The 18394-nt window shown below is 74.2% G+C and carries 12 protein-coding genes and 1 pseudogene; 8 read left to right on the top strand and 5 right to left on the bottom strand.

The window, feature by feature from the left end:
- Window positions 1-16: 16 nt before the first annotated feature.
- Window positions 17-499 (bottom strand): DUF456 domain-containing protein, encoded by a 483-nt coding sequence (locus ACZ4A5_RS13535; RefSeq protein ID WP_467582200.1) that lies wholly within the window; start codon window positions 497-499, stop codon window positions 17-19.
- Window positions 500-611: 112 nt separating this feature from the next.
- Window positions 612-1010: pseudogene (locus ACZ4A5_RS13530) on the bottom strand (helix-turn-helix transcriptional regulator); the annotation flags it as partial.
- A 404-nt stretch (window positions 1011-1414) separates the two neighbouring features.
- Here ACZ4A5_RS13530 and ACZ4A5_RS13525 point away from each other — a divergent pair.
- The 3 genes from ACZ4A5_RS13525 (at window position 1415) to ACZ4A5_RS13515 (ending at window position 6450) form a co-directional block, all read left to right on the top strand.
- Window positions 1415-3886, top strand: a complete 2472-nt coding sequence (locus ACZ4A5_RS13525) for a protein phosphatase 2C domain-containing protein (RefSeq protein WP_467582198.1) — start codon at window positions 1415-1417, stop codon at window positions 3884-3886.
- Between the two features lie 62 nt (window positions 3887-3948).
- Entirely contained in the window at window positions 3949-5691 is a 1743-nt protein-coding gene (locus tag ACZ4A5_RS13520) for a pyruvate dehydrogenase (RefSeq protein ID WP_467582196.1), read from the top strand.
- 276 nt (window positions 5692-5967) lie between these two features.
- Window positions 5968-6450 (top strand): ATP-binding protein, encoded by a 483-nt coding sequence (locus ACZ4A5_RS13515; protein WP_467582234.1) that lies wholly within the window; start codon window positions 5968-5970, stop codon window positions 6448-6450.
- A gap of 33 nt (window positions 6451-6483) precedes the next feature.
- Here the strand turns inward: ACZ4A5_RS13515 and ACZ4A5_RS13510 are convergent, their stop codons facing one another.
- Window positions 6484-7533, bottom strand: coding sequence for a DUF2637 domain-containing protein (locus ACZ4A5_RS13510; protein ID WP_366006868.1), 1050 nt, complete (start codon window positions 7531-7533; stop codon window positions 6484-6486).
- Between the two features lie 561 nt (window positions 7534-8094).
- On the opposite strand from ACZ4A5_RS13510, the gene ACZ4A5_RS13505 reads away from it, so the two are divergent.
- Window positions 8095-8904, top strand: a complete 810-nt coding sequence (locus ACZ4A5_RS13505) for a GntR family transcriptional regulator (protein WP_467582194.1) — start codon at window positions 8095-8097, stop codon at window positions 8902-8904.
- A 37-nt stretch (window positions 8905-8941) separates the two neighbouring features.
- Here the strand turns inward: ACZ4A5_RS13505 and ACZ4A5_RS13500 are convergent, their stop codons facing one another.
- Window positions 8942-9745 carry a hypothetical protein gene (locus ACZ4A5_RS13500; protein WP_467582192.1) on the bottom strand — a complete coding sequence of 268 codons (804 nt, stop codon included), beginning with the start codon at window positions 9743-9745 and terminating at the stop codon, window positions 8942-8944.
- A 450-nt stretch (window positions 9746-10195) separates the two neighbouring features.
- Between ACZ4A5_RS13500 and ACZ4A5_RS13495 the strand changes: the two genes are divergently transcribed.
- Window positions 10196-12211 carry a GTP-binding protein gene (locus ACZ4A5_RS13495; RefSeq protein WP_467582191.1) on the top strand — a complete coding sequence of 672 codons (2016 nt, stop codon included), beginning with the start codon at window positions 10196-10198 and terminating at the stop codon, window positions 12209-12211.
- A 247-nt stretch (window positions 12212-12458) separates the two neighbouring features.
- Here the strand turns inward: ACZ4A5_RS13495 and ACZ4A5_RS13490 are convergent, their stop codons facing one another.
- Window positions 12459-14159 carry a PucR family transcriptional regulator gene (locus ACZ4A5_RS13490; protein ID WP_467582189.1) on the bottom strand — a complete coding sequence of 567 codons (1701 nt, stop codon included), beginning with the start codon at window positions 14157-14159 and terminating at the stop codon, window positions 12459-12461.
- A 245-nt stretch (window positions 14160-14404) separates the two neighbouring features.
- On the opposite strand from ACZ4A5_RS13490, the gene ACZ4A5_RS13485 reads away from it, so the two are divergent.
- The 3 genes from ACZ4A5_RS13485 to ACZ4A5_RS13475 are packed head-to-tail and all read left to right on the top strand — an operon-like array spanning window position 14405 to window position 18255.
- Window positions 14405-15292 (top strand): FAD binding domain-containing protein, encoded by an 888-nt coding sequence (locus ACZ4A5_RS13485; protein WP_467582187.1) that lies wholly within the window; start codon window positions 14405-14407, stop codon window positions 15290-15292.
- Entirely contained in the window at window positions 15283-15831 is a 549-nt protein-coding gene (locus ACZ4A5_RS13480) for a (2Fe-2S)-binding protein (protein WP_467582185.1), read from the top strand. Before ACZ4A5_RS13485 ends, ACZ4A5_RS13480 begins: the two co-directional genes overlap by 10 nt.
- A gap of 3 nt (window positions 15832-15834) precedes the next feature.
- The gene (locus ACZ4A5_RS13475) at window positions 15835-18255 is read left to right on the top strand and encodes a xanthine dehydrogenase family protein molybdopterin-binding subunit (protein ID WP_467582183.1); all 2421 of its coding nucleotides are present in this window, start codon (window positions 15835-15837) and stop codon (window positions 18253-18255) included.
- Window positions 18256-18394: the final 139 nt, after the last annotated feature.

Below are 18394 nucleotides of genomic sequence, written 5' to 3'. Positions count from 1 at the left end.
TCGGGGCCGCGGAAGATCACCCGCGCAACACCGATCCGATCCACGCCCCCACGACCAGCAGGCAGGCGAACAGTTCGACCAGGACGCTCGTCCCGAGCGCCCGCATCACGTTCCGCGTCGACGCCCACGCCTCGCCGTGCCCGCCGAGCCGCTGCCGCTCCATCCCGTAGAGCCCGGCGACGAAGCCCAGGACCGCGCCCAGCACGGGCACGAGGAAGAACCCGGCGATCCCGGCCGAACCGGCCACCAGGAAGGCGCGGCGGGTGATGCCCGCGCCCCGCAGGTGCCGGGCCGGGAGCAGCCAGATCACGGCCTGGTTCAGCAGCAGCACCCCCGTGGCCCCGGCCAGCACGGCCCAGGCCAGGGCGGTCCGCTGGGTCATCGACCACCACAGCACTCCGGCCCAGACGATCGGCGGTCCGGGCACCCCCGGGGTCACCACGCCGAGCAGGCCGAGCAGCATCACCAGGCCGACCAGGACCAGCTGCCACGTCCCCATGGACCAAGGTTGCCGGAAGGCGCGCGGCACCGCTTCCGGACGATTGCGGACAGTGTGGCCGGTATTCGCCCCACCGGCGGCGTTCCACGGTCCGCGCGTGGATCAGTGCAGGTCAGCGCGGTGCCGTCCAGCCCCGTTCGGCGGCGTGCCGGCCCAATTGGAGCCGGGTCGTGACCCCGGCCAGCTCCATCAGCCGCTTCACCCGCCGCTGCACCGTCCGCAGGCCCAGCCCGAGCTGCTTGGCGGCGCTGGCGTCCGTCCGGCCGGCGAGCAGCAGCGAGAGCACCTCCAGATCGACGGCGTCCGGCCCGGCGGGCTCGTACGGCGCGTCGTCCGCGCCCGCCCGCGGGGGCAGCGCCCGGTGCCACACGTCCTCGAAGAGATCGGCCAGTGAGGTGAGCAGCGCGCCGGGCCGCACCGCGAGGGCACTGTCCGGGGACAGCGCCACCAGCGCCGCCGCGCGGTCGGCGACGACGAACTCGGCGGGCACCCGGCCGACGGCCCGGACCCGGGCGGCCGGTCCGCCGTGACCGGACACCGGCGCGGGAGCGTCGCCGCGCGCCGGAGCGTCACGTCCGACAACCATGCGCTGGTGCACGCCGTTGACCGCGTCACCCGTGGTGAGCCAGGCTCTGTCCGCCATCAGCGTGCAGATCTCGCGGGTGGCGGCGAGCCGTAGTCGCAACAGACGTTCGGCGACGGCGTGGTAACCGGTCACCAGTTCCACCGCACTGTCCCCGGCGGGCCGTTCGGCCGGCCACTCGCACTGCCCTGTCTCCCGGACGGCGTCCAGACCTATGGCACTGAGCAAGCGACATCCCTCCCCGCGACCGCGTTTCGAATGCGGACATCATCCCTGGGGGCGGTTCCTTCGTGCACTCTTCCCGTATGCCCCGAGGTGTGGACAATAAGGGCATGAGTCAGCAGGGGGATCAACGCTCCGGCCAAGAGGACGCCTGGTGGGGCGAGTTGTACGACAAGAATCAACCCGACACCGGCTCCGCCGCCGCGGACGACAGCCTCGACGAGCGCTTCACCTCCGTCGCCGCGGTCGTCAGAGCGACGGGCGCCGTGCCCGAAGCGGAACCGGCCGGGCGGGCGGCGCGCGCCATGAGAGAAGGCGGCGACCGGCCCGCTCCTCCCTCGGGAGGGCTCCCCTCGCTGTCGATGGGCTACGGAGCACCGCACACCCGGGGCCTGCCCGGCCCGCCCGAACTCCAGCCGCCCGACGACCTCGTGGGCCCGCCCCCGCTCCCCTCACCGGACAGGGCGCAGCGGATCACCAGGGACGTGCCCCCGCCCGGTACCAGGGGGCAGGTGCCACCGCCCCGCGCCCCCGCCCCGCCGCCCCGGCTCCCCGAGCCGGCCGACCCCAGCGGCCCGACCGAGAAGCCGGTGAAGCTCCCGGAGTCCCTGCGGCCGGCCAATGTCGCCCGGCCCGCGAGCGCGCCCCGGCCCGTGAACGTACGGCGGCCCTCGCCCCGGCCGATGAACACCCCGCGGCCCACGTCACCGCTGCGCAAGCCGCCGGGGCAGGCCGTGCCGCCGCAGCGGGAGGCGCTGCCCGCCGCGGAGCCCCCGCTTCCGGGAGAGCCGCTCGAACCGCTCCCCGTGCGGGACGCCCTCCCGCCGCCCGGCCTGCCGCAGCCGGAGGACGAGCAGCCCACCATGGATCCGGAGCCCGGGGACACGTGGGAGGGCCCGCTGCCGCCCCGCCCTCCACAGTCACGGGAGCCCCTCTGGTCCCCGAAGTCCCGGGAGAAGGCCGCCTCCGAGGCCCCGCGGGACACGGGCACGCCCCAGGAGGCCGAGGAGAGCCGGCTCTCCCCGGACGCCGATGAGGGCCCGCCCTCCCCGGTCGCCGAGCGGCCGGACGCCGAGCAGCCGGACGATCCGCCGGCCGCGCCCCCGGAGCGCCGGGCGCCGCTGCCGACGCCACGGCGTGAACAGCCGCGCGACACCCCACCCGCTCCACGGGACCGGCAGCCGCGCGGGGCGGCGCCCTCGCGCAAACCCTTGCCGTCCCGGTCGAACGAGGCGCCCGCCGCACCCGCTTCACGTCGCTCGCGCGACCCTCAGCCGCCAGGCGATTCCCGCCGGTCACGCGAATCTCTCCCATCCAACGGATCCCGCCCGCCCACCGATCCCCGTTCGCCCCTCGACGCCCTGTTCCCCACGTCCTCCCGCTCACCGCGCGACCCCGCCGCCGCGCCCGCCGACCCCCGGCAGCCCGGCGACCCGCTGGCATCCGGATCCCGCCGGTCGCGCGAGCCCCTCTCGCCCGCCAGGTCGCCCCAGCCCCGCGACGCCTCCCAGCCTCCGCAGACCACGCAGCCCTGGGACGCCCTCTTCTCCGCCCGCCCCGAGCCCGCCGAGGAGCGGCCGCCACGGCTGCCGGCCGTGCCCCGGCAGCCGCGGAAGCCGGCCCGCGCCGCCGAGTTCGTGGGGGAGCGCCCTCCCACGTACGACGCCGAGCCGACCGCCTGGCCCGCCGGTGATCCCCGGCACCTGGCGGACGTCGTGCCGGACACCGTGCTCGACGGCGCCTGCTACGGCGCGGTGACCCTGCGCGCCACCTCGCTGCGCGGCGACTCGGCGCGCTATCGCGGTGAGCCGCGCCGCGACGCCCTGCTGACCACCCGCTTCGGCGACGGTGACGGCGCCCTGGTCTTCATCGCGATGGCCAGCGGCACCCGCGCGGCCGGCGAGGCGCACCGCGCCGCCCGGGACATCTGCGCCTGGCTCGGCGGCGCCGTCGGGCGCAGCCACGCCCGGCTGGCCGACGACATCCGCGGCGGGCGCCGCGGCGAGCTGAGGTCGGGGCTGCACCGGCTCACCGACCGCTCGTACGGCAGGCTGCGCGCCCGCGCGGCCGAACTGGGCCTGCGACCCGAGGAGTACACCGCCGCCGTCCGCTGCCTGCTCCTGACCGCGGACCCCGCCTGCCGTACGCGCGTCTTCTTCGGCGTCGGCACCGGCGGCCTCTTCCGGCTCCGGGAGGGGGCCTGGCAGGACCTCGACCCGGAGCCCACGGAGATCTGCCCGGGCCTCGAACCCGCGGTCGACCAGGGCACCGCGCCCGACGAGCGGATGACCATCGACCTGGGCATCCCCACCCCCGGCAGCACCCCGCCCGTCGAACCGGCCGAGGTGCCGGGCGAGCCGTTCCGCTTCCGGGCGTCGGTCGCCCGGCCGGGCGACAGCCTGCTGCTGTGCAGCACGGGCATGGCCGAGCCGCTGCGCGGCGAGCCGGAGCTGGGCAAGGAGCTGGCCCGCCGCTGGTCCGGGGGCGAGCCGCCGGGTCTCGCGGCCTTCCTCGGGGACGCCCAGCTGCGGGTGACGGGGTACGCCGACGACCGCACCGCGTGCGCGCTCTGGGAGGCATAGCCATGTGTTCCGTGGGTTCATAGGGGAAGGAGCCGGCCGAGACCCGATCCGAAGGAGGTCCGATGGTGAAGCAGACGGTGGCGGAGCAGTTCGTCGACATCCTGGTGCGCGCCGGGGTGCGGCGGCTCTACGGAGTCGTCGGCGACAGCCTGAACCCGGTGGTGGACGCCGTCCGGCGGAACGCCGCCATCGACTGGGTCCAGGTCCGCCATGAGGAGACCGCCGCCTTCGCGGCCGGTGCCGAGGCGCAGCTGACCGGCAGACTGGCCGCCTGCGCGGGCTCCTGCGGCCCCGGCAATCTGCATCTGATCAACGGCCTCTACGACGCCCACCGTTCCATGGCCCCGGTGCTGGCCCTCGCCTCGCACATCCCCAGCAGCGAGATCGGCACCGGCTTCTTCCAGGAGACCCACCCGGACCGGCTGTTCGGCGAGTGCAGCCACTACAGCGAGCTGATCTCCAGCCCCCGGCAGCTGCCCCGGGTGCTGCGCACGGCCGTCCAGCACGCGATCGGGCAGGGCGGTGTCAGCGTCATCTCCCTGCCGGGTGACATCGCCGGGCAGCAGGCCCCCGACGCGGGCCCCGACCGCGCGCCGCTGCCCGCCCGCCCGTCCGTACGGCCCGGGGACGCGGAGATCGACGCGCTCGCCCGGATGGTCGACGAGGCCGGGAAGGTCACCCTCTTCTGCGGCAGCGGCACCGCGGGCGCGCACGACGAGGTGATGACGTTCGCCGAGCGGGTGAAGGCGCCGGTCGGGCACGCCCTGCGGGGCAAGGAGTGGATCCAGTACGACAACCCCTACGACGTCGGCATGAGCGGGCTCCTCGGCTACGGCGCCGCCTATGAGGCCACCCACGAGTGCGACCTGCTGATCCTGCTGGGCACCGACTTCCCGTACAACGCCTTCCTGCCCGACGACGTGCGGATCGTGCAGGTGGACGTGCGGCCCGAGCGGCTCGGCCGCCGTTCCCGGCTCGACCTCGCCGTGTGGGGCGATGTGCGCGAGACCCTGCGCTGCCTCACCCCGAAGGTGCGGGCGAAGAGCAACCGCGCCTTCCTGGACCGGATGCTCAAGAAGCACGCCGACGCCCTGGAGGGGGTCGTCAAGGCGTATACGCGTAAGGTCGAGAAGCACACCCCCATCCACCCCGAGTACGTCGCCTCCGTCCTGGACGACGAGGCCGCCGACGACGCGGTCTTCACCGTCGACACGGGCATGAACAACGTCTGGGCGGCTCGCTATCTCACGCCCAACGGCCGCCGCCGGGTCATCGGTTCGTTCACCCACGGCTCGATGGCGAACGCGCTGCCCCAGGCGATCGGGGCCCAGTTCCTCGACCCCGGCCGCCAGGTCGTGGCGATGTCGGGCGACGGCGGATTCTCCATGCTGATGGGCGACTTCCTCACGCTCGTGCAGTACGACCTGCCGGTGAAGGTCGTCCTCTTCAACAACTCCTCGCTCGGCATGGTCGAGCTGGAGATGATGGTGGGCGGGCTCCCCTCGTACGGGACGACGAACCGGAATCCCGATTTCGCGGCCCTCGCCCGGGCCGCCGGAGCGCACGGCGTGCGGGTGGAGAAACCCAAGCAGGTGCGTGACGCGCTGCGCGACGCCTTCCGGCACAAGGGACCCGCGCTGGTCGATATCGTCACCGACCCCAACGCCCTCTCGATCCCCCCGAAGATCAGTGCCGAGATGGTCAGCGGATTCGCGCTCTCCGCGGGAAAGATCGTGCTCGACGGCGGCGTCGGCCGGATGCTTCAGATGGCGCGCTCCAATCTCCGCAACGTACCGCGTCCCTGACCACGGAATGCCGCACGGAAAACCTCCGTCGGCCACAGGCCGACGGCATATTCACGCACGGTCCGAAGGGGATCGGTATTCCAGTCATATCGCCCCGTTGATGGGTCAACAGGAGTCGCCGTAGGCGGGCCGGGGCATGCATTGCCGTGAGCGAGCGTGAACGTGTTCGATGCCGGTGCGCCGGGGAGGGGTCGGGGACAAGGAAGGATGAAACGGCGGACTGCAGGCTTGGCGAGCACGGACGGCCACGCGGGCCGGGAAAGGGCCGCGGAGCGTATGGCGGCGAGCGGAACGGGGGGCGCGCCGGCGTCCTCGGGGCCACGTTTCGAAAGACGGCTCGTACGCCGGGACCTCACGGCGGTGGGCCAGGTGCGCGCGGAGCTGCGCGCGCTGCTGGCGCACTGGGGCGCACCGGGGCGCGCGGCCACGGCCGAGCTGCTGACGAGCGAGCTGGTCACCAACGCCCTGGTGCACACCGACGGGGCGGCGGTGGTGAAGGCCGCGCTCACCGGTGGCGCGGAGGCAAGAGCCAAGGGCCGATTGCGCGTCGAGGTACGGGACTTCGTCGCGCGGCACCCGGCCCTGCGCGTCCCGGGAGCCCGCACGGGCGGACCGGACGACGGGACGGACGGCATCGAGCAGACCGCGACCTCGGGCCGCGGTCTGCTGCTCGTGCACTCCCTCGCCGACGGCTGGGGCGTCCGCCCGCACGGCGTGGGGAAAACGGTCTGGTTCGAGCTGGACGCCCAAGAGCCCTGAACCGCGTCGGGGCGACCCAGGGCTCATGGGGGCTCAGCCGAACTGTCGCTCGATCTGGGCGAGTTTGGCCTCCAGCGAGTCGAGCCGCGGGATGGCTTGGGTGTCGTCCTCGGCGGTGAGGTCGATCGGATCAGAGCCGCTCACCGCCTGGAGCGGGCGCGCGCGTACGGGAAGCTGTCCCTCGGCCGCTATGGAAGGCTCCGCGCCGAGTTGCGGCGGCTGCGCGGCGGCGGGCACGGCGGGCCCGGTCACCTCGACCTGGCGCCCGGTGCGGGCGCGGCCCCAGACCCGGTGCTGGCGGTTGTACGCCTTGATGCGGGCCCGCTCCAGCTTGCCCGCCTCGCGCCGCCGCACCCGGTCCCGCTCCATCTGCCGCTTGTCCTCGCGGACCTCCTCGACCGCCTCGTCCAGCGTCCGCACGCCCTCCAGGAGCATCAGCGACCAGGCGCCGAAGGTCTCGCGGGGGGCGCGCAGCCACCGGACTATGCGGATCTGGGGGAGTGGGCGGGGCACGAGTCCCTGCTCGCGGAGCGCTGCCCGGCGGGTCTGCTTGAGCGCGCGGTCGAAGAGCACCGCGGCCGAGAGGGACATGCCGGCGAAGAACTGCGGCGCGCCCGCGTGGTCCATCCCCCGTGGCGCGTGCACCCAGTTGAACCAGGCCGCCGCGCCCGCGAAGGTCCACACCAGCAGCCGGGAGCCGAGCGCCGCGTCACCGTGGCTGGCCTCGCGCACGGCGAGCACCGAGCAGAACATGGCGGCGCCGTCGAGACCGAAGGGCACCAGATATTCCCAGCCGCCCGTCAGGCCCAGATTCTGCACCCCGAAGCCGACCAGCCCGTGGAAGGAGAGCGCGGCGGCCACGGCGGCGCAGCAGAAGAGCAGTACGTACGAGGCGCTGCCGTAGATGGCTTCCTTGCGGCGCCTGCGCTCCTCGGTGCGTTCCCAGGAGTCCGTGGGAGCCCCCGTGTCGTCCGCGCCGCCGTTCCGGCCGCCGCGCGCGAGCACCGTCACCGCCACCACGGCCCCGGCGAGCGCCACCACACTGGGGAGCATCCAATTCAGCGGTATATCGGTCACTCTCATCTTGCGTCCCTTGCATAGCAGTACGGCCTTTCGCGCGCCATCCTGACGGAATCGGACCGTTCGCCAAAGGGTTTCCGGGCAACTGCCTGCCAATGGACGTCAAGGGCATACAGATAGGTGTGGGAGTATTCGAACGCCGCCCAGCGAAAAGGGAATTGCGTTCGTTTCACTCCACTCGATCGAGTGGTGTGAAGGTAATCGGCTTGTGGTCATACGTGCTCCTCGTACGGCATCACCGGTACGAGGGCGGGTGAGGCAGGTGCCATCGGGGCGCAGGGTGCGGCAGAGGCGGTGGCTCGCCCGGTCGCGGGTCCGCGGTGATTCGCCCATGGGTCCGGCCGGCGCACGGAAGGCCGCACCGCCCGCGCGCGGCTCGGTGGTGCCCGGAGGGACGCCTCGAGCTCGGCCCGGCCGCCGTCACCCGGCCGTCGCCCCGCCGGGGCGGTGCGATACCACCGAATCGCGATCGTTTGCAGGCAAGCCTTACCTTACCCGGATGGTTCGGGGTTTGAACTGTCAGAACGTCCGCCTATGGTTCGGATGGACACAGGAGGACCCCACATGGAGCAGGGCAGACCCCACAGCGCGGCATCGCGGCCCGGCGCCGGCGTGCCCGGACAGGCCACCGCGCACCGCGTGCCGAACGGCCACGTCCGAGGTGAGCACGTCCACAGCCAGGAGACGTACGGCGAGGACGCGTACGGCGCCCCGGCCACCGTCCCCGCGCCGCGGTCCGCTCCCGCACGCCGCATGCCGCAGCGGTATTCCGTGCGCGGGCAGATCCTCGACGCCCTGCGCAAGGCACTGCTCAGCGGCGAACTGATACCCGGCGAGGTCTACTCCGGGCCCGCGCTCGGCGAGCGCTTCGGCGTCTCCGCGACGCCCGTCCGCGAGGCGATGCAGCAGCTGGCCCTGGAAGGCGCCGTCGAGGTCGTCCCCAACCGCGGCTTCCGCGTCACCCGCCGCACCGCCCGCGACCTCGCCGAACTCGCCGAGGTGCGCGCCCTCCTGGAGGTCCCGGCCGTGCTGGGGCTCGCCCGCACCGTCCCGGCGGCGCGCTGGGCCGAGCTGCGGCCCCTCGCCGAGACGGCCGCCGCCGTCGCGGCGACCGGCGACCGCGCCCACTACGCCGAGGCCGACCGCGCCTTCCACCGCGCGCTCCTCGGCCTCTCCGGCAACCGCCAACTGGTCGCCGTCGCCGAGGAGCTGCACCGCCGCGCCCAGTGGCCGGTGGCCCACGGCCCCGCCGCGCGCACCGCCTGCCTGGTCGCGGACGCGGCCGAACACCTGGCCCTGCTGGACGCCTTGGCGGCGGGCGACCCGGCCCGGGTCGAGGCGCTGCTGACCGGGCACCTTGGGGGAGCGCGCTGACAGACGCGCCCCTTCGCGCCGCCCGGCCGCGCGCCCGTCAGTCCGGCGCCGCCGTCGGGGACAGCCGGTCCGCCAGCCACGCCGGGACGCCGCCCAGCAGCCGTACGAGCCGGCCCGCTTCCGCGCGCAGGCGCGTTGCCTCGTCCGCGTCGGGCAGCACCGCGGCGAGCGACGCCAGCGCCGGGGCGATGCCGATCAGATAGCCCAGCTCTTCCCTTATGCGAAGCGACTCCGCGAAGCCGTACCGGGCCTCGGCGAGCTTGCCGTCGTGCTCGGCCATGGCCGCCACGTGCCGCCAGGTGAAGGACAGCAGCAGCCGCTGGCCGTGCGTCGCCGCCCCCGCGTGGGCGCGCTGGAAGGCGGCGGTGGCGTCGGAGGGGTTCTCGGAGAGGTGCTGGGCGATGAGCCCGCGCCGGAAGTTCAGCAGCGGCCGCGTCGGCGAGGCGGGAGCCAGCAGCGCGGCAGCCCGGCCCAGCGCGGACCGCGCCTCGTCGGCCCGGTCCCGTACGCCCAAAAGGGTGGCCGCGTAAGCGAGATGGCCCCGCTCGCAGGCCGCCGCGCCCCGCTCCTCGTCGTCCGTGGCGAGCGCCTCGGCCGACCGCAGCGCGTCCTCCGCGGCCCCCCAGCCCCGGGCGGTGTAGACGCACTGCTCGGTCAGCACCTCCGTCCGCCGCAGCGCGGCGCCCGGCTCCTCGGCGGCGTGCGGGGCGAGCAGCGCGGCGGCGTCGTCCCAGCAGGCGCGCGACCGCAGTCGCCATACGGCTCGTTCGAGGGGGTCGTCCCCTTGCGGGTCCGGCCCGTGTGACCCTGGTGGCTCCTCCGACAACCCAGAATTCCGCATGGCGGTATCCGCCACAGTGCCCTCCCCAAGCGCGCCGTCGAGCTGGAAGCCGTGACCCGAATCTCAGCACGAAGACCCGGACGCGGCCAAGGGTCAGGTGTGAAGCAATTCACAAAGGGCGGGCGACTTCCAGCAGTAGCGGAAGATTACCGGAGAGTGAACGGACCTATGAGCGGCAGGGTGCTCATGTGGTGGGCGCGGAAGGGGTGCCGGAAGTCGCCCTCCCGTCCGCCGCAGTCCGCCCCAGTCCGCCTCAGCGGCCCCCGGCGGCACCTCCGGCGTGCGGAAAATGCCTCGCTCCAGCGGGAAGCGGCTGGCAGGATGACCGGCGCCCGCGCCACCGCGGGCCGCGAAGTACGCAACAGACCTCGGGAGACACGGACATGCGCGGAAGCCTCGGAAACCACCAGCGCCCCGACCGGACGACCGTTCCCGAGGACTTCTTCACTTATGCACACCACCAGCAGCACCTCCCGCACCCTGGCCACCGCGAGTGACGCCGGCCGCACGCTCAACATCGGCATCGTGGCCCACGTCGACGCCGGCAAGACCAGCCTCACCGAGCGCCTCCTCTTCGATACCGGCGCCATCGACCGGCTCGGCAGCGTCGACGACGGCAGCACCCTGACCGACAGCGGCGAGCTGGAGCGCCGCCGCGGCATCACCATCCGCACCGCCGTCGCCCCCTTCCGCGTCGGCGACCGCCACGTCAACCTCATCGACACCCCGGGCCACAGCGACTTCATCGCCGAGGTGGAACGCGCCCTCGGCGTGCTCGACGGCGCCGTGCTCGTGCTGTCCGCCGTCGAGGGCGTGCAGGCCCAGACGCGCGTGCTGATGAAGACGCTGCGGCGGCTGCGGCTGCCCACGCTGATCTTCGTCAACAAGACCGACCGGCCCGGGGCGCGTGAGGCCGGGACGCTGGCCGACATCCGCCGCCGGCTCGCGCCCGCCGTCGTACCGATGGGCACCGTCGACGGCATCGGCACGCCCGGCGCCCGTACGGTCCCGGCCTCCCTCGCCGACCCGGCCTTCCGGGACGCGGTGGGCGAGGCCCTGGCCGAGGCCGACGACGAACTGCTCGCCCGGCTCGTCGACGGCACGCCACCCGGCGCGGACGAACTGCGGGCCCTGCTCGCCGACCGCACCGCGCGCGGCCTGGTCCACCCCGTCTATTTCGGCTCCGCGCTCTCCGGCGACGGCGTCCCGGCACTCCTCGACGGCATCGTCACCTGGCTGCCGGTACGCCCGGCCGAAGGCGACGGACCCACCGGGACCGTCTTCGCCGTGGAGCGGGGCGCGACAGGCGAGAAGACGGCGTATCTGCGCTTGTTCGCAGGCCAGTTGACGGAACGTCAGCACATCACGCTGCACCGGCGCGAGGCGGACGGCACGCGGACCGGGCACTCCGGCCGGATCACCGGGCTCGACGTGATCGGCGCGGCGCCCGGCGACCGCCACTGCCTCACCGCGGGCGGCATCGCCAAGGTCCGCGGCCTGCCGCGCGTCCGGGTGGGTGACCGGCTGGGGAGCGGCGAGGACGGCCCCACGGCGCCGCACTTCGCGGGCCCGGGCCTGGAGACGGTCGTACGGCCCGTACGCGCCGCCGACGCGGCCCGGCTGCACGCCGCGCTCACCGCCCTCGCCGACCAGGACCCCCTCATCGGGACCCGCGCCCTGCCCGCCGGGGGCGGCACCTCCGTGCTCCTCTACGGCGAGGTGCAGAAGGAGATCATCGCGGCGACGCTCAGCGAGGAGTTCGGCGTCGACGCGCGCTTCGAACCCAGCAGCACGGTCCACCGTGAGCGGCCGGCCGGCAGCGGCGAGGCGTACGAGCGGATCGAGCGCCACGGCGGCCACGACTTCTGGGCCACGGTCGGCCTGCGCGTCGAGCCCGGCCCGCCGGGGTCGGGCAACGTCTTCCGCCGCGACACCGAACTCGGCGCCCTGCCGCTCGCCTTCGACCGCGCCGTCGAGGAGACCGTCCACCGCACGCTCACCCAGGGCCTGTACGGCTGGCCCGTCACCGACTGCGTCGTCACCCTGACCCGCTCCGGTTTCGTGGGCCCGGTGAGCACGGCGGCGGACTTCCGCCAGGTGACTCCCTTGGTGCTGATGGCCGCGCTGGCGGCCGCGGGAACGGAGGTGTACGAGCCGTGCCACGCCTTCGAACTGGAGGCTCCCGCAGGGGCGTTGAGCGGTGTGAGCGGTGCGCTCGCTTCGGTGGGGGCGCGGATTTCCGACACGGTGGCCGGGGGCGCGGTCTGCGTTCTCAAGGGGGTGGTTGCCGCGGGGCGGGTGGCTTCGCTGGAGCGGCGGCTGCCGGCGCTTTCCGGTGGGGAGGGGGTGTGGTTCTCGATGCCGGCGGAGGATCGTCGTTGCGTGGGCTCGCCGCCCACGCGGGCCCGCACGGATGGGAATCCGCTGAATCGGGCGGAGTATCTGCGGTATTTGACGGGGGTGTGATCCGCCGCGCCTGCGGCGGGCTTTGTTCCCCAGCCCCGCCCCTTCCCGGCTGCGTCTGATATGCGGCTCCGCCGCGTGGGGGGCTTCGCCCCAGACCCCGCAACACGGCTTCGCCGCGTTGTCCTCAAGCGCCGGACGGGCTGATTGGGAACCCTGGAGCGGATACGTCCCATCCCCGGCACCCACCACTACCAAAGCCCGGCCGGCGCTTGAGGCCACCCCACCCCAGGCACAAACAACCCGCGCGTCAGCTCATCCGCAAAGCCAGGAAGAAGTCCAACTTGTCCTCCAGGCGAGAAAGATCACGCCCCGTGAGCTGCTCGATCCGCCCCACCCGGTACCGCAAGGTGTTCACATGCAGATGCAACCGCGTCGCACACCGTGTCCAGGAGCCGTCGCAGTCGAGGAACGCCTCCAGGGTCGGGATGAGCTCGGCGCGGTGGCGGTGGTCGTAGTCGCGCAGGGGGTCCAGGAGGCGCGCGGTGAAGGCGCGGCGGACGTCGTCGGGTACGAAGGGGAGCAGCAGCACGTGCGAGGCGAGCTCCTGGTGACCCGCGGCGCAGACGCGGCCGGGGCGGGCGGCGGCGACGCGGCGGGCGTGCCGGGCCTCCTCCAGGGCACCGCGCAGGCCCTCCGCCGAGTGCACGGGCGCGCTGACGCCGAGCGTGAGCCGGCCGTCGCCGTCGAGCCCGCGGGAGAGGGGCTCGTGGACGGCCGCGAGGAGGGTGTCGGCGTGCAGCCCGGGTGCCGCCGCCGGGGCGCCGTCCTCGGTGCCGGCGACGTCGGGGCGGGCGGGCAGCGCCGGGAGCGGCACGAGCGCCACGGCCTCGTCGCCGAGGTGGGCGACCGCGATCCGGTCGGACGGCTCGGTGCCTGACGCGTCCGGGTCGGCCAGGATCTCCTCCAGCAGGGCCTGGGCGACCGGGCCGCCGGGGATCTCGCCGCCGTCCCACTCGACCCGGGCGACGACGACCTGCCAGTGCGGGGCGGTGCCGAGGCCGGGCAGCAGGACGGGCGCCGCGACCCGCAGCCGGGCGGCGATCTCGGCCGGGGCCGCGCCCGTCTGGACCAGCTCCAGGACCTCCTGGGCGAGCCGGCGCCGCACCGTGCGGGCGGCGTCCCGCCGGTCGCGCTCGACCGCGATCAGCTGGGTGACGCCGTCGAGCAGGTCGAGGCGCTCCGCGGGCCAGTCGCCCGCGTCCGCGTCGACGGCCAGCAGCCAGTCCGACAGGACGGTCTCCCGGACGTCGCGGGCGGCGCCGCGCCCGGCCCCGCTGATGGGGAAGAGGGAGTAGGTGCTGCCCGCGGCGTTCACCCGGTGCGGGCCGCGGCGCCCGGTGCGCGCGGCGGCGAGGTGCTCGCCCGCGAGCGTGGCGCAGACGGCGGCCGGCAGCTCGGGCCCGGAGCCGGCCAGCGAGGACCCGGCGATGGGGCGGCCGGTGGGGGAGAGCACCCAGGCCCGCAGGTCCAGGTCGGAGCCGAGCAGGTCGAGCACGACCTCGGGGCCGCCGCCCGCCGGGCCGGAGGTCATCAGCCGCCGGTGCCGGTCCACGACCGCGGCCAGGTCCCCGGCCCGCTCGCTGGAGACCTGCCGCACCACGTGCTCGGTGATGGACGCGAACGACACGTCCTCGACCACCGAGAACAGCGGCAGCCGGTGCCGCGCGCACGCCTGCACGAGGTCGTCGGGGATCGAGCGCATCTCGGCCTCGCCCGCCGCGAGCCCGGCCACCCCGGCCGCGGCGAGGATCCGTACGAAGCGCTCGGAGTCCTCCGGCTCCCGCCGCCACGCGAGGCCCGTGAGCACCAGCTCCCCGCCGGAGAGATACCGGCTCGGGTCGCGCAGGTCGGTGGTCATCACGCCGCGCACGGAGCGGTCCAGCTCGTCCTCGCCGCCGAGCAGCCGAAGGCCCAGTGCTTCGGTCTCCAGGAGTGCGCGCAGCCGCATCGTGGTCGCCGCCGATCTGTCTTGTTGTAACCAGTGGAATGCAGTGGGGTTTCTGAACCCCGTCTTTCGTTCGAATCTACAAGACGGGGCGCGCAGCCAGCGAACCGCTTCATGGTTTCGGTGACTGCACCGGGGTGCCCGCCCGGCCTTGTACTGGCTCCACGCCGCGTGAACAGGACATGAACCGCCCGGACGGACCACCCCCTCGCACCACCCCACGGGACCCGATCGAGAAGAGAAGATCCATGGACTTCCTGCGCCCCGGCAGCTGGGAGGAGGCGCTCGCCGCGAAGGCCGAGCACCCCACGGCTGTGCCCATCGCGGGCGGCACGGACGTGATGGTCGAGATCAATTTCGACCACCGCCGGCCGGAGTATCTGCTCGACCTGAATCGCATCGGCGATTTGTACGAATGGGAGATCGGTGACCGCGACGTCCGCCTCGGCGCGTCCGTGCCGTACACCCGGATCATGGAGGAGCTCCGCGACCCGCTCCCCGGTCTCGCGCTCGCCTCGCACACCGTGGGGTCCCCGCAGATCCGCAACCGCGGCAGCGTGGGCGGCAACCTCGGCGCCGCCTCCCCGGCCGGGGACGCCCACCCCGCGCTGCTCGCGGCGGGTGCCGAGGTGGAGGCGGAGTCCGTGCGCGGCACCCGGCTGATACCGGTGGAGGAGTTCTACACCGGCGTGAAGCGCAACGCCCTGGCGCCGGACGAGCTCATCCGTGCCGTACGGATCAGGAAGGCCGACGGGCCGCAGCAGTTCTCCAAGGTCGGCACCCGCAACGCCATGGTCATCGCGGTCTGCGCCTTCGGCATCGCCCTGCACCCGGCCACCCGCGCCGTGCGCACCGGCATCGGCTCGGCCGCGCCCACGCCGGTGCGGGCCCGCGCGGCGGAGGACTTCCTGGCCGCCGCGCTGGAGGAGGGCGGCTTCTGGGAGTCGGGCGCGGCTCTCCCGCCGTCGCTGGCCCGGCAGTTCGCCGAGCTCGCCGCCGGCGCGTGCAACCCGATCGACGACGTGCGCGGCAGCGCCCGGTACCGGCGGCACGCGGTGGGCGTCATGGCCCGCCGCACGCTCGGCTGGACCTGGGACGCGTACCGCGGCAGCGAGAGGAACACCCGATGCGCGTGAATTTCGAGGTCAACGGGCGGCCGCAGCAGGCCGACGACGTCTGGGAGGGCGAGAGCCTGCTCTACGTCCTGCGCGAGCGGCTGGGTCTGCCCGGCTCGAAGAACGCCTGCGAGCAGGGCGAGTGCGGGTCCTGCACGGTCCGCCTCGACGGGGTGCCGGTGTGCGCCTGCCTGGTGGCCGCGGGGCAGGTCCAGGGCCGTACGGTCGACACCGTGGAAGGGCTCGCCGACTACGCGAAGCGGCGGGCCGGCGGCGCGGGCGGCACCGACCCCGACGCGGCCGCGCAGTGGCGGCCCGGCCAGGCGGCCACCGAACTCTGCCCGGTCCAGCGGGCGTTCATCGACGCGGGAGCCGTCCAGTGCGGCTTCTGCACCCCCGGCCTGCTCGTCGCCGCCGACGAGCTGCTGGAGCGCAACGCCGACCCCACCGACACCGACATCCGCGAGGCGCTCTCGGGCAACCTCTGCCGCTGCACCGGCTACGAGAAGATCCTCGACGCGGTGCGCCTCGCGGCCGCCCGCGCGGGAGAGGCGGGCTGAGACATGGCCACCGCACGCGTCCCCACCGAGCTCACCCAGGGCAGCCGCACCCGCGGCGGCATCGGCGAGTCCACCCAGCGCCCCGACGGCACCCTGAAGGTCACCGGCGACTTCGCCTACGCCTCCGACCTCTGGCACGAGGACATGCTCTGGGGTTTCACGCTCCGCAGCCCGCACACCCACGCCCGGATCCTGTCCGTCGACCTCTCCGAGGCGTACGCCACGCCGGGTGTGCACGCCGTCCTCACCCACTCCGACCTCCCCGCCGAGACCCGCTACGGCCTGGAGATCAAGGACACCCCCGTCCTCGCCGACGGCGTGGTCCGCTACCACGGCGAGCCCGTCGCGCTCGTCGCCGCCGACCACCCCGAGACCGCCCGCCGCGCCGCCGCGAAGATCAAGGTGGAGTACGGGCAACTGCCCACCGTCACCGACGAGGAGTCGGCCACCGCCCCCGGCGCCCCCCTGCTGCACCCCGGCCGCGACGACCTCCCCCAAGGACCTCCGACAAGCTCCGGTCCAGGGGGGACCCCCATCGCCGGGCACGTGCCCCACCCCAACATCGTCCACCGCCAGCCCGTGACCCGCGGCGACGTCGCCGCCGCCCGCGCCCGCGCCGAGGTGGTCGTCACCGGCGACTACGAAGTGGGCATGCAGGACCAGGCGTTCCTCGGCCCCGAGGCCGGGCTCGCCGTGCCCGCCGAGGACGGCGGCGTCGACCTCTACATCGCCACCCAGTGGCTGCACGCCGACCTCCGCCAGATCGCCCCCGTGCTCGGCCTGCCCGAGGACAAGGTCCGCATGACGCTCTCCGGCGTCGGCGGGGCCTTCGGCGGCCGCGAGGACCTCTCCATGCAGGCCCACGCCTGTCTGCTGGCGCTGCGCACCGGGCGGCCCGTCAAGATGGTCTACAACCGCTTCGAGTCGTTCTTCGGCCACGTCCACCGCCACCCCGCCAAGCTGCACTACGAGCACGGCGCGACGCGGGACGGCAGGCTGCTGTACGTGAGCTGCCGCATCGTCCTCGACGGCGGCGCGTACGCCTCGTCCTCCCCCGCCGTGGTCGGCAACGCCGCCTCGCTCGCCATCGGCCCGTACGTCGTCGACAACGTGGAGAGCGAGGCCCTCGCCCTCTACACCAACAACCCGCCCTGCGGGGCGATGCGCGGCTTCGGCGCGGTGCAGGCGTGCTTCGCCTACGAGTCGCAGATGGACAAGCTGGCCGCCGCGCTGGGCATGGACCCGGTGGAGCTGCGGCAGCGCAACGCCATGGCGCAGGGCGCCGTCATGCCCACCGGGCAGATCGTGGACTCCCCGGCGCCGGTCGCCGAACTCCTGCGCCGGGTCAAGGCGTTGCCCCTGCCGCCCGAGCGGGAGTGGGAGAGCGCGGGCGGCCCGCCCGACGTGCGGGCCCTGCCCGGCGGCCTGTCGAACACCACCCACGGCGAGGGCGTCGTGCGGGGCGTCGGCTACGCCGTCGGCATAAAGAACGTCGGCTTCTCCGAGGGCTTCGACGACTACTCCACCGCCCGGGTGCGGCTGGAGGCCGTGGGCGGACAGCCCGTGGCCACGGTGCACACGGCCATGGCGGAGGTCGGCCAGGGCGGCGTCACCGTGCACGCCCAGATCGCCCGCACCGAGCTCGGTGTCAGCCAGGTCACCATCCGGCCCGCCGACACCCGCGTCGGCTCGGCGGGCTCCACCTCCGCCTCCCGTCAGACCTATGTCACCGGCGGCGCCGTCCGGCACGCGTGCGAGGCCGTACGGGAGAAGGTGCTGGAGCTCGGCCGGGCCAGGTTCGCGGCGTACCACCCGGCCTGGAGCCACGCCGAACTCCTCCTGGAGGGCGGCAAGGTCGTCACCGACGGCGGCGAGGTGCTCGCCGACCTCGCCGACGTGCTGGAGGGCGAGGTGGTCGACGTCGAGCTGGAGTGGCGCCACCGGCCCACCGTGCCCTTCGACCTGAGGACCGGTCAGGGCGACGGTCATGTGCAGTACTCCTTCGCCGCCCACCGCGCCGTCGTGGAGGTCGACACCGAGCTCGGCCTGGTCAAGGTGATCGAGCTCGCCTGCGCCCAGGACGTCGGCAAGGCCCTCAACCCGCTCTCGGTGGTGGGCCAGATACAGGGCGGCACCACGCAGGGCCTGGGGCTTGCCGTGATGGAGGAGATCGTCGTCGCGGCGGACGGCAGGGTGCGCAACCCCTCCTTCACCGACTACCTCATCCCCACCATCCTGGACACCCCCGCCATACCGGTCGACGTGCTCGAACTCGCCGACGAGCACGCCCCGTACGGGCTGCGCGGCGTCGGCGAGGCCCCCACCCTCTCCTCCACCCCCGCCGTCGTCGCCGCGATCCGCGCCGCCACGGGGCTCCCGCTCACGCGGGTGCCCGTCCGGCCGGAACACCTCACCGGGACCTGAACAGCCATCACCTGACGGCACATCAGGACTCCGCCGCCCGCGCGTCTCCCGCCGGGCCGTGCGGGGCAGTCCCTTCATCTCGGGCCGTCCCCCGGGTTGTGCAGCCGCTCCACGTCCCAAATCCCGTGGCCGGGCCCAC

It is taken from the genome of Streptomyces sp. NPDC025618 (assembly GCF_055558795.1).
The sequence above is the reverse complement of the archived record's forward strand: the minus strand, read 5'-3'. Positions and strand labels throughout refer to the sequence as shown.